Genomic DNA, 13,263 nt, shown 5'->3' with positions numbered 1-13,263 from the left:
CAACTCAGCCATCGAGGGGCGCACCTGGCTTTAAGTGCTCGCGCATGGCGGTCCTGATTGGCTTCCACTACGACCGGATGTCCCGGAGCAGGTCCGAGAGCGGCGCCGAATCCGGTCACGTCCTTCGAGCATCGAGACTCGCGCAAACTCTAGAACCGCATCTCCCAGCCGCCAACCCCCCGCCGTTGGCACGCAATCATGAACACCTATCCAGCTGTTAGGGATGTCGCTCGGGTTGCCGTGCTGAACCTTCCGAACCGCACTGCGTACCAACTGCGGACCCACCCCGGCCAATCTTAGCCATCGTCACCCCCGCTCTCTTCCTGCACCAAGTAGGAAGTTCCCTCCGCAATGCTGAGTAGGTCGCCGGCCAGAAAATAGGTTTGCGCGACGCATGTTCGCGCCTCGTCTATGGATGGTTCGGCATGCACCCCTTTGCTAGCCAGGCCATCGAGCGAGTTCAAGCGTGAACCAAGTTGGCTGATCACGGCTTGAAGCGCTGGCCCGTTCTTACGCTTGCCGACCTGCTCGCGGACGTACTGCGACAGTCGATTCTTGTAGGCGTCATCCGACATTTTCCGCTCGACACCATCCAGACCAACGACCGATTCATCAGTCGCCGGATAGAGGCTGTCAGCGAGAGACTTGATCATTCGTCGGCATGAAGTCAACGCGTGTGACACGTCCTCTGGCCCACCACCGACAATGCGTTCCTGAGCTCCTACGAAGTTCTGAGCCGCGTCTGGTGCGTATTTTGCCAACAGTGCGTTGATATGGCTCTGGACGTGATCGAAGAAGCCGGACTGTGTTCTTCCGGCCTCAAGTTCAGCTTCCGTTGTGGTCAGGTAGGTGTGGACTCCCTGTCGCACGCGGGAAAGGATCGCACGCTGCTGACCAATAAGTGGAATGAGTTTGGCTAGCGCGCTGTCGTTTCCCCGCGCTACGAAGTACGTGTCAATTTCGGTCATTCCAGCGGGGGGCAGCACTGTACTGCCCATACACCGCCTCGGTCTGCGCCAAGGCGTCTTCCAGCTGCTCGACGGAGTGGCCGTTGATGTTGTCAGCGTCATCCGCCCGCCTGGATGCGAAGTAGCGCCGCGTCTGGCGCACGTACTCCGCACTGCCAGCCTCCTCCCCCAAGAAAGCCTCCAACTTGCGGCGGATATCTACCAGCTCAGCGGTACTCGTCCCGACGACAATGTCGCTCAGTTGCATCAGTAGCCATGCCTGCGCAGCAAAGTCATGGCGGCGCACAGCGATTCGATGTGCCTGCCGAACTACGCTAGTCAAGCTCCTGCCTGGATGATCGAATGAATCGATTGCTCTGCGTGTCAAGTCCAGGATCTGGTCCGCCTCAGTCATCGGCGAATTATAGGTGGCCCAACTGGCACGAACCGCACAAAGCGACGATCGGCCGGCAGTAGCTCGATTGCCCCAAACTTGGTGGCCAAGCGCAGATCTGGACCGGGCGATGAGCGCGGCTATCGCCGCCGACATCACGCCAGGAGGCAAGTAAGCTCATTCGCTATGCAGCAGATGTCCGGCCTGGAGTACGTCGCCCTGTTCGTCGCCGCTGTGGCGGCGGTTGGCGGCGGTGTGGTCTTCCTCCTTCTGGTGAAGCAGGCTGACACGCTCACAAAAAGCTTACTTACGGCGGCCGCAGAGGATCGGGCTGAGCTTGTAGCCGAAGGCAAGGATCCCACTGAGGCTGCGGTTATTTCGAACGCCGCGCTCTTCGGGCAGTACCACGCGCGCAGTCTCGCGCAGTCACAGCTGAGCTTCTACTTTGCGCTCCTCTCGGCGGTTACAGGGTTCGGCGTCATCGTGGTCGCCCTCTGGACGGTCGGAAGCAAGGGCACCGACCAGGCAGGTGTGGCGGGGGTCCAACTAACCGGCGCCGTCATTATCGAAGTCGTCGCCGCGCTGTTCTTCCGACTCTCGAACCAGAGTCGGCAACTCCTCGTCGATTTTTTCGACAAACTGCGCCAGGATCGGCAGTTCGAGGAGGGGCTGGCGCTCGCTCGAGATATGCCAACGAATTCTCCAATGGCACACAGGCTGCACTCCGCGATCGCGCTGCACTTGATCGGTGCGACAACGGGACAGCTCGAATCCGTCCTGCATGGGCGCGACGACGCGGATGTGACGCTTGTCGCGCCGTCTCAAACTTCAGCCGAGCAGGGCATGAACGGCACAGGTCAGCCAGCCGCAGTACCTTCGACATGACTACCTTGGTGCCTCGGACTTGATGCTTGCGCGTCAACTCGGCCCGACCGCTTTGTTGTAGCCCCCTCTTAAGCGGTAGCCCACCGGACCACGTCCCACAGGCCGACCGGCAAACCGGGTCCCCGTCCCCAGCCGCCAACTTCATGCCACCTGGCACCCAAGCTCGTCGATACGCAACAAGGCGCTCCCCTTCGCAACCACCCACACAACCTGGCCCACCCCTTATGGTCTTCTCTTCTACTACCTACTCACACACTTACCTTCTTTTTACAAACCCAACCACCCACCACTGACTCACCCCCTCCCCGTTCCTGATTCTCTGTAATCAGCGAAGCGACAGAGAATCAGGAACGGGGAGGGGGGTAAGTCCTGCGCCAAAGGCACAGATCAGCAGGGGTTTTCACCAGGCCCGGACCGGGACCAACCTAGTTCGGCCACCTCGCACGGGATCTGAGCGGCCGGCCTCCGGCCAGTTCACATCTTCACGGGTGGCGAGGTCGGGCAGCTGGAACGCGCAGCTTCTACCGTCGCGAGCAATGCGCTCGGCCATCTGACGCACTCACGCGCGGTTGTCGCCGAATCGTCAGCCGAGATGTGGCGCGCTTCGCCCCTCGAGGTAGTGGGTCAGCCTGAGCCGCTGTGTGTGGTGCATGTCGAGGCTGTCCAGTTCGGAGGGGGCTACGAACCGCAGCTCTGTGGACTCATCGGAGATGGCGAGGTCGCCCCCTGTGATGCGAGCCAGGAAGCACACGTTGAACTGGCGCCGGACCTCACCGTCGCTGTAGGCGATCACGTGACGCGGATCGGTGTAAGTTCCGACGAGACCGGTGATTTCGATGTCGAGTCCGGTCTCTTCCTTGACCTCTCGCACCGCGCAGCCGGGCAGACTGTCGGTCATTTCCATCCCGCCGCCAGGTAATGCCCACAGACCGCTGTCGGTGCGGCGTTGCAGCAGGATGCGGCCGACGTCGTCGCACACCACTGCGGACGCCGCGACCACAAGGCTGTTCGGCTCCGGTGCGGCTGGGTCGTCATAGTATTCGGTACGCGCCATCGGCTCAGCCTTTCACCGGTCGGCCGGTTCGCCAGACCGCGGTGAAACTGTCGGTGTAGGTGTCGAACGGGCCACCGTCGACGGTACGGCGCAGCTGCCACACGAGTGCACCGTATGCGTTCACACCCCACACGTGGGCATTGACATACATTTCGTCGTCGGCGCGGAAGATGCTGTTATAGAGCGTCGTGTCGTGGGTCCGCAGGTCGATGCCCGGCGTTGATTCCAACGCCCGGTAATGCATCAAGGCCAGACGACAGCGTGATTCGATGCCTGTGCCCGAATCTTTCTTCCATGCCACGTTGTTGGACGTTAGCGCTGTCGGCGTCGCCCACCGCGATCCGCAACGCGCAACCCGCTTCGGCGCGTTCGGTCAACAGATCGTTGAGCCGCGGATACGCCTCATGGAGGAAGACCGCCGCATAGACCAGGATGTCGATGCGGTCTCGCGCCGGCGCGAGCAGGTTGACGAACATCGACGCCGACACATCTGCTCTCCGGTCGTAGAAAGCTCAGTCGCGAACCGAGGTGACCAGCATCGTCATCCCGGCCCCGGTGAACAGCACCGTGACCCCCGCCAGGACGAAGAACCCGAAATTCGGCTCCATCCCGTTGGCAAGCAGAGTCGGCACGAACACTCCGAGCGGCACGGCTCCGGCGAAAGCCCACGCACCCAGCCGGAAAGCCCCCATGAATACCCCCCCCGGCTCGAATATCCCTACCAACGCCAGCCCGACCCCCACGAACGCCAGCCACAGCCACCACCCCAGACGCCCGGTCTGACGCGGATTGTAGGAATCGGACTGCCCGTCGATGACGACGCCGACGACCTGTCCCTGCCACGTCCGCAGTGTCGCCTGCCCACCTTCCCGGGCCTTGGCGAAGAGTTCGCCGTTCACGTCGTGCGAGTGCTGCGTCCCGTCGCGCATCCACCCGATCGTGAGGTGATTCGTCGTGGTCGTGCTGGTGGTTCCATCGCTGTTGAAGTGGGTGGAAGTCGTAGTGGACGTATCTTTCTCGATGATAGTGACGGTCTCTTCGTCGAAGCAGCTGCCTGCACTCTTCTCACATGCCACCTGATGCCGATACTCCCGCGTCTGGTGAAACGGATCCACGGCATGCGCCAGCGCGAACACCACCAGTCCGGCCCCGACCAGGAACGCCAGCGCCCTACCAACCATCGCCTCTCCCACCAAGTTCCGATGACACACCTGCAGCGAGATTGGTCCGCGCTTCCCCGAAGAGCCTCCGACATTACCGCCGCAAGCCCTCCCACACACCGATTTTCCTTACGCTGGGCAATGATTTGGGTGAATGGTGACCTCTTCCCCTCCAGCGTGCCGACGGGCATCGTGCGCCCGGCTGCGGCCTGTGATCTGTGTCGGAGCTCAGGCGCTCGTCGGCGATCCATGCCGGCGATTCCCTACCATCGTCGATGGGGTATTCGAGGTGGCTCTCCGTGGTGCTGATCCCGAGCCGTCACGCCGAGGACCTGTTCGCCGGGTGGTGGACGTTGATCGAACGGTTGGGTGTGGTGCCGCGAGTGCTGGTGTGGGATGGTGAAGGCGCGATCGGGCGGTGGCGTGATGGGCGCAGCGAGCTCACCATCGAATGTCACGCATTCCGAGGCACTTTGGGAACGAAAGTTGTCATTTGCCGGCCCGCTGACCCCGAAGCGAAGCGGCATCATCGAGCGGGCCCACGACTACCCAAAACGTTCCTCCTTACCCGGCCGAACATTCACCGGCCCAACCGATTTCAACGCCCAAGTTGGTCAGTGGCTGGCGGTGGTGAACACCCGGCCTCGCCGCGCGTGGGTTGCGCGCCGTGTGATCGGATTTCGCCCGGCTGGCCATCATCACGTCCCGGAAGCCCCCCGGCTGACTCCCACAACACCGCCCAGCCAGCGGTCAACGGTCAGTCTCAAACCACCTACATAAGCTGGGATGCCACAACCGGCCGTCGCCGGTCCATTCGGTGAACGCCACCTCCCCGATCAGCGCGGGCCGGACCCACACCACTCCGTCCGGGGTGGGTCCGAGGCCCGGGATCGGCGGGTCCGACTGTTGCAGCGGTACCAGGCGTTCACGCAGATCGATGAGCATCGCGGCGGTGAACCCGGTCCCCACACTACCGGCGTACTCGAGACTGCCACGATCATCAGGCCCCGCGACCAGCAACGACCCGATCTGTCCGGCGCGCCGACCCGCCAACGTGCCATACTCCCCGCTGCACGATGGCCGCAGGTCACCTCACGATGTCACCTCCGGTTGACCTAATCACCCTTCGAAGTGGGCCGTCGCCAGGCATCACTCGACAACTAGGCGGGAACTGCCGCCAGAGCGCTTTACCCCGCGTCACCGTCGGCGCATGCACCCCGCCGATGATGTGTATATCCAACGACAGCCGACCGGGGAGAACATGGGCCGCGAGAGAGCCATCGAGGCCCTGCTGGACGAACGATCAGAATCGAAACCTGTGGGGTTTCTGTGAGAAATCGGCAAACCACGTCAAATCTCCAGGCACAGAAAAGCCCCTCCAACCCAGGTCAGAGAGGGTTTCTACTGTCGGGCTGACAGGATTTGAACCTGCGACCACCTGACCCCCAGTTCAGCCGGTGGGCGAAATTACCTGGTCAGAAGCATCTTTCGGCAGTGCACCGATCGGCGCTGACATGGGGGTTGTTCACCATCGTTCGTAGCGTGTGGTCCCGTTCTGGTCCCGCGGGTCTTCATGACTCGAACCTGAAACCTGCCGGTTGTTCCGTTGCTATGCGACTGCCTGCGGACGTACTCCCAAACTTGCTGCTACCTGCATGTTTTTCGATCGTCGGTCCGTGGCTATCTGCCGTCGTTTGCCCGAATCACCGGAGGTTTGTAGTGGGAAAGTAGTGGGTGAGTCATGTTCGGCGCTTCCGCGGGGTGGCGGCATCGATCTGCGCCAGCGTGGCCTGGAAGCTAGCGATCATCTTGTCTCTGGTCCGCATAGCTTCGGCGAAGCCTGAACTCTTATTTCCTGCTTTGAATTCTAGAGCGAGACGATTCAAGGACTTGCGGACTTCGTCCACATTATCGCTGCCGCCAAGTCCGAGCAGTTCAAGTTTTAGTTTGGCGTTGATTATTTTTGCTCGCGCAGTGTCCAATTCACTGTCCGTCGGGTCGGCGGTGCTCATCGCCTTTCCCATGATCTTGTTGTGCATGATGCCAACCAGAATCCACAAGTCCATAGTGGCGCTCAGAGCTTCAAGAAGCGCATCGATCGCCTCAGTTCTGTTCCGATCCCTGATGGCCGCAGAATCTTTGTCCCGGTGTTGGCGCTGACTGACCGCCGCGTTGATGAGTACGCCAATTAGTGCGATCGTGGCTGCACCAACAGCGATCCCGGCGGCCCAGATCGTGGCTTGCGGCTGTGTAAGTCCGCTGCTGCTCGGGGCTGATACTTGGGCGGCGAAACGTACTGTGTGATAAGCAACTTCGGCTTGCATCAGTGGATCATTGCATACGATTCAGGAACTCTCTCCCAGACTCGAATACCGGCTCTGATGGCCATGTTCTGGGTTGGGGTGCGCGCACCGGGCCTGGCTCACCGCCTGCCCGCTACGGCCTGCCGTTCACGCGCAGAGGCTCGCAGGTCACAGGTCGCTCAGTCCAGCGAAGCTGACGCCATCGGCGTTTCATTGGCGCGCCTAGCGAGACACAGGCGCCGACCTAAGTCGTCCGGGTCAAGCGCTATGCGATATCCTCGCCGCTTGCCATTCGCCCAATGAACTCAACTCCTATGTCGCTGACCCAATAGGTAAATGTCGTCTGAAATATCCGAGAAACGCCATTGCTACCCTCGATTTCCAATCCTATGCCCTCGACATGCTTATCTTCAAAAAGCCCATCTTTCACAGCGTTTGCTATCATCAAATCGCCGCCAGCGCCGAGTATGAATACTCGGTTGGCCGGGTCCGTGAGATCGACTTCCGAAAGTGTCGAAAAGATTTTCCGCTCTAGCTCGCCATATCTGTTGTTCAGAATACTGAGATTTTGTTTGTACATTCTGATCGATTTTCGATCTATTTCCTTCTTCTGGTCAAATCGAGTGTGACAGTTGGGGCATAGTGCGATCAGATTTTCAAAGGAATCGTCCTGCGTCTGTGCCCAGGGCACGATATGCGCAAACTCGGTAGTGGTCGTGCGGCACGTAGGGATTGCACACCGATGTCCAGCCTCGACAAGAACAGCGCGCGCAGCCTCCGCAGGAACAGCGTCACGCCGCTGCACCTTCGCGACTTCCTTCGGGTTCTTCATCGTTCGGACGTTACGCGCTCTGGCGGCAAAGCCCGCCGGTTTCACCGCAGCGAGGACCGCACGGCGTGTACAGACGCGAGCGGACTCTTCGCGGCGCCGGCCACCCGGCCGAGGCGATTGTCACCGTGTCAGGGGCACCGGGCCTACGTGGTTGCCCTCCTGCCTAGCCGCGGACTCGCCAATGACCGTACGGTGGAGGGCTCGGGCGATGTAGGGGTGCCCCTACGGCGTCGTGCTCAATCAGTTGATCTTCGTGTCGGTGTGCCCGGTTACTGTGGCGGCTATGTCCGACGCGGTGGCCTTCAAGGACCTGGCAACTTCTGATCTCACACTCAAAACAGTGTATTTGGGTGGCACACAAGGCAATACAGCAGACGACGCCCTGGCCAAACTGCTGCCGGTAGGCAATCAAGGCGGGTTCCGTTGGAAGCGGTCACCCACCGCGGGCCGGGCCGCCCTCGTCGATCTGTTCACCAGTGGAACAGACATCGACTGGCCCGACGAGCTCGATCCTCAGACCGGGATCTTCACCTACTTCGGTGACAATAAGAAACCCGGGAATCCGGACATGCACATCACTTCGCGGGGCGGTAATGCCTTGCTGCGTGAGGCTTTTGGCGATACGCACGCGACCACGGCCGAGCGTGAGCAGGTGCCTCCGTTCTTCTTGTTCGAGAAGGCCACTCCGGGTCGTGCCGTCCGCTTCCGCGGACTCCTGGCCCCAGGTGCGCAGACCGTGAGCACCGACGATGACCTCGTGGCCATCTGGCGAACCAAGGGTATGCGGTTCCAGAACTACCGGGCGAAGTTCAGTGTGCTCGACGTCGCCAAGGTAGAGCGCGCGTGGATCGACGATCTCCTCGCAGGCACAGCACCGGTAGCAAGTACACATTGCCCGCCGGCATGGCACGCGTGGGTGAAGAGCCGCACCTACGACACGCTGATCGCGCCTTCGACCACGATCGTCCGGAGCAAAGCCGATCAACTTCCCACAGATAAGGCCGGCCAGAAGATCCTCGCCACTATCCATGAGCACTTCGACGGGCGCCCACACGATTTCGAGAAGTGTGCGATCGCGATCTGGCGAATGATCGCCCCGGCCACCGCAACTTGCGATCTGACTCGCCCGAGCCGAGATGGAGGCCGCGATGCCATCGGCCAGTACCAACTCGGCCCCGCCGCGGACCCGGTCCTGATCGACTTCGCCCTCGAGGCCAAGTGCTATAAGGCATCGAACTCGGTCGGGGTTCGGGACATCGCCCGTCTGATTTCCCGGCTGCGCCACAGGAACTTCGGCGTGTTCGTCACGCTGTCGTACTTCAACCCCCAGGTCTACGACGAGGTCCGCAGTGATGGCCACCCCATCGCCTTGATCTGCGGCGCCGACGTCGTGAACACGCTCAAGAACAACGGGTATGGGGATCTAGCCGCGGTAAAGGGCTGGCTGCACACCCTGTTTCCTCCCGCGGCGTGAAGCACAGCAGGGCGTAACGAGTCGCTTCATGTGGGCCAGTCCTGAAGTTTTGGGCTGTTTCGGCCGCCTGACTGTCAGCTACGGCCCAAGATCGGCAACGCCGCGGGCTAACGCTCCTGTCCGCCGTGAATCATCGCATGCTGTGCGAGCGCTCTGACGAGTTGAATGTCAGCACCCAGATTTCCTGATTCGTCATCATTAGGCAACAATAGGTCGAACTCCGTTCCATCTGCGCCCTCTTTGGTATGTACGATCCGACAGCGAATGCTGTAGATCCTGGATGCCACCTGCTCGAAAATATCGTCTCCCTCGCCAAGCCTAAGCGCCGCGACCCCCTTGAGTTTCTGCTTCTTTGCACAGAGCTCATCCTTTACGGACTTCTGCTCGAGTATTTGGCGCAAGCTGCTTTCGCCGATGCAAGCATGTAGCGCGATGAGCAGCTGCGCCCTTTCGCCCCTAACGCCTCTATGAGCGTCTCTGGTCAAATCAATTAGCCTATTGATTTCAGCAGTATTATTGGCCGCAAAGCTAGGATTCTTCATATGGCGCCGTATATTCTGGATTACATTCTCTCGATTAAAAGAAGAGAAGTAGAACTCGAGTATTTGATAGTATGCGAGGAATTGAGATAGAGGGAAGCGTGTTGCTCCCATTGCATACCAGTAAAGTGCGTGCGCCTGTCGCGCATAGGAAATATTTGGGAACCTTGCCTCGGATACACTGGGCTCGACCTCGATATTTTCAGCCCTCGTCTGCTGTAGAGTCAGCAATCCTGCGCCTAGATTGTGTACTACGTCGAGGTCAAATAGAAAATCACGGGCGAGTCCGGACAGCAGTTGAACTGCATGTTCTCTCGCGAATTCCGCGTTGGGCTGGATTTTCAAAAAATACGGGTAATCTTGATAAAGGAACGTAACCCCATTTGTCAATAAGGGTGGCGCAACTTGAGTGATTTCAAGCGCCGCCTCAGTACCTTCGACGCGCAAGCGGTAGCTATCAACCTCTGCCGGATTCGGCATCAGACTATTGCTCCAGCTATTCGAAGTCGACAGTTTGATCTTTTCCACGCCTGGGATGCCAGCGAGGATCTCGGAATTCTCGAAGTTTCTACCATTAGCTACATCTGCAAGCGTAGCCCACACGGTTCCGTCGGTGGTATCCCAGAGCGCTTCGTACCCCTCAACGAATCTATACCCTTCCAATCTGGGAACTTTATCCCATTGCCCCAAGTTGAGCGGCACTGGTTTGAATTCTTTTCCCTTAGGCAAGTTGATTACCACAAACAGGGGAATTCCGGAGCCCTCTAGGTGTTGTTCGGAATGCTCGATCGAAATACCAGCCAGGCGACCTTGTTCTTCAAGAGCCTGCAATCGTTCCCTGAGGGCTGCAAACCTATTTTCCCGGTCTTCTTCAGATTCCGGACCTGTCCCGAGAGGGCCAGAGCTAAAAGGAACGGTTGGACCTGCATCAGCCACTGTCATGTACCCCTCGGTCAGAACATCTCTTCCAGATGTGCAAAGAGTAGCGACCACAGGCAGTGAACCCGTAGCATCTACGGCGGTTTGGCCGTGGGCGGTGGTGGCCTGTACATGAGGGGCCGGCGTCGTCTGCCTGCTGAGTTCGGCGTCCGAACATCCACTCGTGTCGATGAGCGAGTGCTCAAACCGCGTCGGAGGACCGAGTGCTGACGATTACACCCGGGGCTATCCACTGACCTAGCGACGGATTCGATCCGGCCTTGGCCACGCATGCGGGTCGCTACAGATGCTGGTTGAACGCGTCGAAGGGGCGATTGCAGTCCGAGAACTCAGCCACCCTGAACGTCATGACGACGGCTTACCAGTCGGTCGACGCCGAACTGTCACGCGGTGGGTGCAGCAGCTACGGCTTGACGACACGGCGGGCGACCAGCGTCCATGTGTAGATGATGAACACCGTTCCTGGCGTTTGTGCTGGTGGGCTGGTTACGGCTCGCCGAGCCTGACCGGCGGTTTCCCGGTTGCAACGTTGGCTGAAATGGACACCGATTGGCAGCACTGCGTACTCACTGCGTACCGAAGCGGCGGGATTCACACCCCGCCACCCCGGTGTGCGCGGCTTACTCGCCGGGCTCCGCGGGCTCGTCTTCCGGGTGCAGACGTGGAGCGCCTGGCGGGATGCCTTCGACGTGCTCTCGCTGCCAGGACATAAACCCGCCGCTCAGTCGCTGAAAGGTCGCGGCCAGATGGTACAGATCATCGGCTGTGAATTGGGACCTAACGTAGGTGCCATGGCGACGCTCCTTGTTCATAACCGTCTTCGTCGTGCCAGGATCGGAAAACCGAAGCCCATGCACATACTTGTTTCGCTCAGTGAAGGCTTGCCGTGCATCTACGACGAGGTCTTTCATGCGCTCCCCAGCCTGGTCGCTGAACCCGCCTGTGTCGACGATCCGCTTGACGGCATCAAGAACCGCTGATGCCTGCATCGCGGCGGTCACAGACCCCGCGTGCTTGCTGTCCAGAAGCGTACGAAGCAGCTGGTAGAGGAAGAACTCAGTCATCGCGGCGAAATGGACCATGCAGCCGAGAGCTAGGTCGAACTCACGTCCCTCCGGGTCGGATTGCAAAATCTGGCGCAGCCTCTTGACGCGGTCCTCGTTAGATACCATCGGCGTACCGTAGCTCAGCTACCCATCGAGCGATCCGGCAATTCTGCGCTGGGACGGTCGATCTGAGTGCGCTGGGCCCTGGTCTGAGTTGGCCTGCGCATGAGGGGGCTGGCTTCCGACCCGGCCGACGAATTCCGGTGTCTCCGCGCCGGCGATCGGGAACCCTGCCTGCCCCGTAGGGCCTGCCCTTCGTGCGCAGAGGCTCTCGGGTCAAGGGTTGGCGATAGCCATCACGTAGTGACGCCGACAGGCGCCCTTGACGCGTGAGTGGCGCACGAGCACAATGCAGGCCAACCCAGACCAGGGCCAAGTGGCCGCAGGCTGCTCCATCGTCCCCACCGCTATCGGATTCTTTCAGCAACTCATTCGCTCAGGTCAGCCGGTGGGGGACGTAGGAGAAGCTTTGCCTTGGAGCGGATTTCGGCAGCTTTCGCCTGTTTGTCCAAGTACCACGGGGTAGTCAGCCTGAGCACTTCGTCAGCGGTGGCGTTCAAGTCTTCCGCCAGACTTGGCAGGGCATCTGGCGTGGCTATTGTGATTATCGTGTGCGGCGGGTCCGTCGGAGTGAGTTGGTAGCGCCACTCGATCGTTCCTCGCTCGATCGGAGTCAATCGCTCGTTGCCGTCGCTGTCCAATTCGCATTGCAGGAGCGGAGCGTCCACGAGCAGGACAGGAAGGACAATGGAATTGATCGTGTCTTCCCCGCGGCGCGCTTGCTGGTGCCACCGTTGAATCCCCGCGGCGGCTTTGGCAGTCGATAGCATGGCCCCGAAGGCAGCATCCTGGTTGTCGCCTGCGAAGGCCCGCACGAGTGCGTACCCGTGGGGGCTGTACCCATCAAGGAGAGGGAGCTCAGCAGACTCAACCTGTAGTGTCCGAATCCATTTCCGATCGGGGGAAACGAACCGCTGGTTCCTCCGTGCCGTCGAGGACATCCGGGTAGGCCCGTCAGTGAAGAGGATCCACGGCTTGTCCTTCGACGATTTGCACTCGATAGCAAGGCTGATCTGGACTACCGCGTATTCGTCATCGGGGTATGAGCGCCGAGCGTACGCGTAGATGTCTGTTTCGCGTTGTTGGCCGGTCTCGATATCGGCGTAGTACCAGCCCAAGGTCGTGTCAATGTCGTTCGCCGCCAGCGCTCTGGCTGTGCGCATCTCAAGGGGATACCCCTGCTCACGGAGCCATTTGGCGATCTTGGCCGTGAACTGTCCGTTTTCGTCCATTGCGGTCAAGTACACCATCTTGGACGTGGCCATGTACTGGACCGCTCGATCGAAGGACGCATCCCCGAACAGAACTTCCAGCTCGGTCGGCTGCAACGATCACGGCTCGGTGTGCGGCAGGTGGTCTACGAGGCAAGCGAGCGAAGCTCGTGCGGCAGCACCGTATGGGAGTCGGCGCGCTGATGGCCGTCGCCTGGTGTAGATGTCGGCTGATTCGTGCTCGGAATTCCGTTCAGCAATTCGGCTCGGACCCTTGTCGCGTCCAGGTCTACTGCTGGGGTCGATGCTGTCTGAGCTGTCAGGAGCGGGGCCGCCTGCTGGTAGCGCGTGCACGCCGC

At 60.3% G+C, this 13,263-nt stretch carries 13 protein-coding genes and 1 pseudogene; 3 read left to right on the top strand and 11 right to left on the bottom strand.

Annotated elements, in window-relative coordinates:
• Positions 1-296 precede the first annotated feature (296 nt).
• Together ACFTS5_RS12950 and ACFTS5_RS12945 are read right to left on the bottom strand one after the other, a co-directional pair.
• Complete coding sequence (locus ACFTS5_RS12950) at positions 297-998, bottom strand: hypothetical protein (protein ID WP_378630505.1); 702 nt, start codon at positions 996-998, stop codon at positions 297-299.
• A complete protein-coding gene (locus ACFTS5_RS12945; RefSeq protein ID WP_378630503.1) occupies positions 955-1,362 on the bottom strand; it encodes a hypothetical protein in 408 nt (135 codons plus the stop codon). The genes ACFTS5_RS12950 and ACFTS5_RS12945 overlap by 44 nt, the downstream gene beginning before the upstream one ends.
• A 165-nt stretch (positions 1,363-1,527) precedes the next feature.
• On the opposite strand from ACFTS5_RS12945, the gene ACFTS5_RS12940 reads away from it, so the two are divergent.
• Positions 1,528-2,226 (top strand): hypothetical protein, encoded by a 699-nt coding sequence (locus ACFTS5_RS12940; protein ID WP_378630500.1) that lies wholly within the window; start codon positions 1,528-1,530, stop codon positions 2,224-2,226.
• A gap of 583 nt (positions 2,227-2,809) precedes the next feature.
• On the opposite strand, the gene ACFTS5_RS12935 is transcribed toward ACFTS5_RS12940, so the two are convergent.
• From ACFTS5_RS12935 to ACFTS5_RS12925, 3 genes are all read right to left on the bottom strand, one after another.
• Entirely contained in the window at positions 2,810-3,280 is a 471-nt protein-coding gene (locus ACFTS5_RS12935) for an NUDIX hydrolase (RefSeq protein ID WP_378630498.1), read from the bottom strand.
• A gap of 176 nt (positions 3,281-3,456) precedes the next feature.
• On the bottom strand, positions 3,457-3,756 hold the full coding sequence (locus tag ACFTS5_RS12930) for a hypothetical protein (RefSeq protein ID WP_378630495.1): 300 nt from the start codon (positions 3,754-3,756) through the stop codon (positions 3,457-3,459).
• Positions 3,757-3,792: 36 nt separating this feature from the next.
• On the bottom strand, positions 3,793-4,461 hold the full coding sequence (locus ACFTS5_RS12925; protein ID WP_378630493.1) for a hypothetical protein: 669 nt from the start codon (positions 4,459-4,461) through the stop codon (positions 3,793-3,795).
• A gap of 260 nt (positions 4,462-4,721) precedes the next feature.
• Between ACFTS5_RS12925 and ACFTS5_RS12920 the strand changes: the two are divergent.
• A pseudogene (locus ACFTS5_RS12920) lies at positions 4,722-5,120 on the top strand (IS21 family transposase); the annotation flags it as partial.
• Between the two features lie 70 nt (positions 5,121-5,190).
• Here ACFTS5_RS12920 and ACFTS5_RS12915 read toward each other — a convergent pair.
• From ACFTS5_RS12915 to ACFTS5_RS12905, 3 genes are all read right to left on the bottom strand, one after another.
• Complete coding sequence (locus ACFTS5_RS12915) at positions 5,191-5,460, bottom strand: hypothetical protein (RefSeq protein ID WP_378631439.1); 270 nt, start codon at positions 5,458-5,460, stop codon at positions 5,191-5,193.
• A 719-nt stretch (positions 5,461-6,179) separates the two neighbouring features.
• The gene (locus ACFTS5_RS12910) at positions 6,180-6,764 is read right to left on the bottom strand and encodes a hypothetical protein (RefSeq protein WP_378630490.1); all 585 of its coding nucleotides are present in this window, start codon (positions 6,762-6,764) and stop codon (positions 6,180-6,182) included.
• Positions 6,765-7,008: 244 nt separating this feature from the next.
• Positions 7,009-7,575 (bottom strand): HNH endonuclease, encoded by a 567-nt coding sequence (locus ACFTS5_RS12905; RefSeq protein ID WP_378630488.1) that lies wholly within the window; start codon positions 7,573-7,575, stop codon positions 7,009-7,011.
• Positions 7,576-7,858: 283 nt separating this feature from the next.
• Between ACFTS5_RS12905 and ACFTS5_RS12900 the strand changes: the two genes are divergently transcribed.
• On the top strand, positions 7,859-9,049 hold the full coding sequence (locus tag ACFTS5_RS12900) for a restriction endonuclease (protein ID WP_378630485.1): 1,191 nt from the start codon (positions 7,859-7,861) through the stop codon (positions 9,047-9,049).
• Positions 9,050-9,156: 107 nt separating this feature from the next.
• Here the strand turns inward: ACFTS5_RS12900 and ACFTS5_RS12895 are convergent, their stop codons facing one another.
• The 3 genes from ACFTS5_RS12895 to ACFTS5_RS12885 form a co-directional block, all read right to left on the bottom strand.
• The gene (locus ACFTS5_RS12895) at positions 9,157-10,530 is read right to left on the bottom strand and encodes a hypothetical protein (RefSeq protein WP_378630483.1); all 1,374 of its coding nucleotides are present in this window, start codon (positions 10,528-10,530) and stop codon (positions 9,157-9,159) included.
• 617 nt (positions 10,531-11,147) lie between these two features.
• A complete protein-coding gene (locus ACFTS5_RS12890) occupies positions 11,148-11,699 on the bottom strand; it encodes a hypothetical protein (RefSeq protein WP_378630480.1) in 552 nt (183 codons plus the stop codon).
• Between the two features lie 362 nt (positions 11,700-12,061).
• Positions 12,062-12,958 (bottom strand): hypothetical protein, encoded by an 897-nt coding sequence (locus ACFTS5_RS12885; protein WP_378630478.1) that lies wholly within the window; start codon positions 12,956-12,958, stop codon positions 12,062-12,064.
• Positions 12,959-13,263: the final 305 nt, after the last annotated feature.

Origin of the sequence: Nocardia sp. NPDC056952 (assembly GCF_042674185.1) — a bacterium.
Lineage (GTDB): Bacteria > Actinomycetota > Actinomycetes > Mycobacteriales > Mycobacteriaceae > Nocardia.
Note: the sequence above shows the minus strand (reverse complement) of the source record. Positions and strands in the feature narration are given on the sequence as shown.

Bases quoted from the DNA above. Each gene is read 5' to 3' on its own strand.
- ACFTS5_RS12935 (WP_378630498.1), bottom strand. From the start codon at position 3,280: ATGGCGCGTACCGAATACTATGACGACCCAGCCGCACCGGAGCCGAAC.
- ACFTS5_RS12945 (WP_378630503.1), bottom strand. From the start codon at position 1,362: ATGACTGAGGCGGACCAGATCCTGGACTTGACACGCAGAGCAATCGAT.
- ACFTS5_RS12930 (WP_378630495.1), bottom strand. From the start codon at position 3,756: ATGTTCGTCAACCTGCTCGCGCCGGCGCGAGACCGCATCGACATCCTG.
- ACFTS5_RS12910 (WP_378630490.1), bottom strand. From the start codon at position 6,764: ATGCAAGCCGAAGTTGCTTATCACACAGTACGTTTCGCCGCCCAAGTA.
- ACFTS5_RS12885 (WP_378630478.1), bottom strand. From the start codon at position 12,958: ATGGCCACGTCCAAGATGGTGTACTTGACCGCAATGGACGAAAACGGA.
- ACFTS5_RS12950 (WP_378630505.1), bottom strand. From the start codon at position 998: ATGGGCAGTACAGTGCTGCCCCCCGCTGGAATGACCGAAATTGACACG.
- ACFTS5_RS12895 (WP_378630483.1), bottom strand. From the start codon at position 10,530: ATGACAGTGGCTGATGCAGGTCCAACCGTTCCTTTTAGCTCTGGCCCT.
- ACFTS5_RS12925 (WP_378630493.1), bottom strand. From the start codon at position 4,461: ATGGTTGGTAGGGCGCTGGCGTTCCTGGTCGGGGCCGGACTGGTGGTG.
- ACFTS5_RS12940 (WP_378630500.1), top strand. From the start codon at position 1,528: ATGCAGCAGATGTCCGGCCTGGAGTACGTCGCCCTGTTCGTCGCCGCT.
- ACFTS5_RS12890 (WP_378630480.1), bottom strand. From the start codon at position 11,699: ATGGTATCTAACGAGGACCGCGTCAAGAGGCTGCGCCAGATTTTGCAA.
- ACFTS5_RS12900 (WP_378630485.1), top strand. From the start codon at position 7,859: ATGTCCGACGCGGTGGCCTTCAAGGACCTGGCAACTTCTGATCTCACA.
- ACFTS5_RS12905 (WP_378630488.1), bottom strand. From the start codon at position 7,575: ATGAAGAACCCGAAGGAAGTCGCGAAGGTGCAGCGGCGTGACGCTGTT.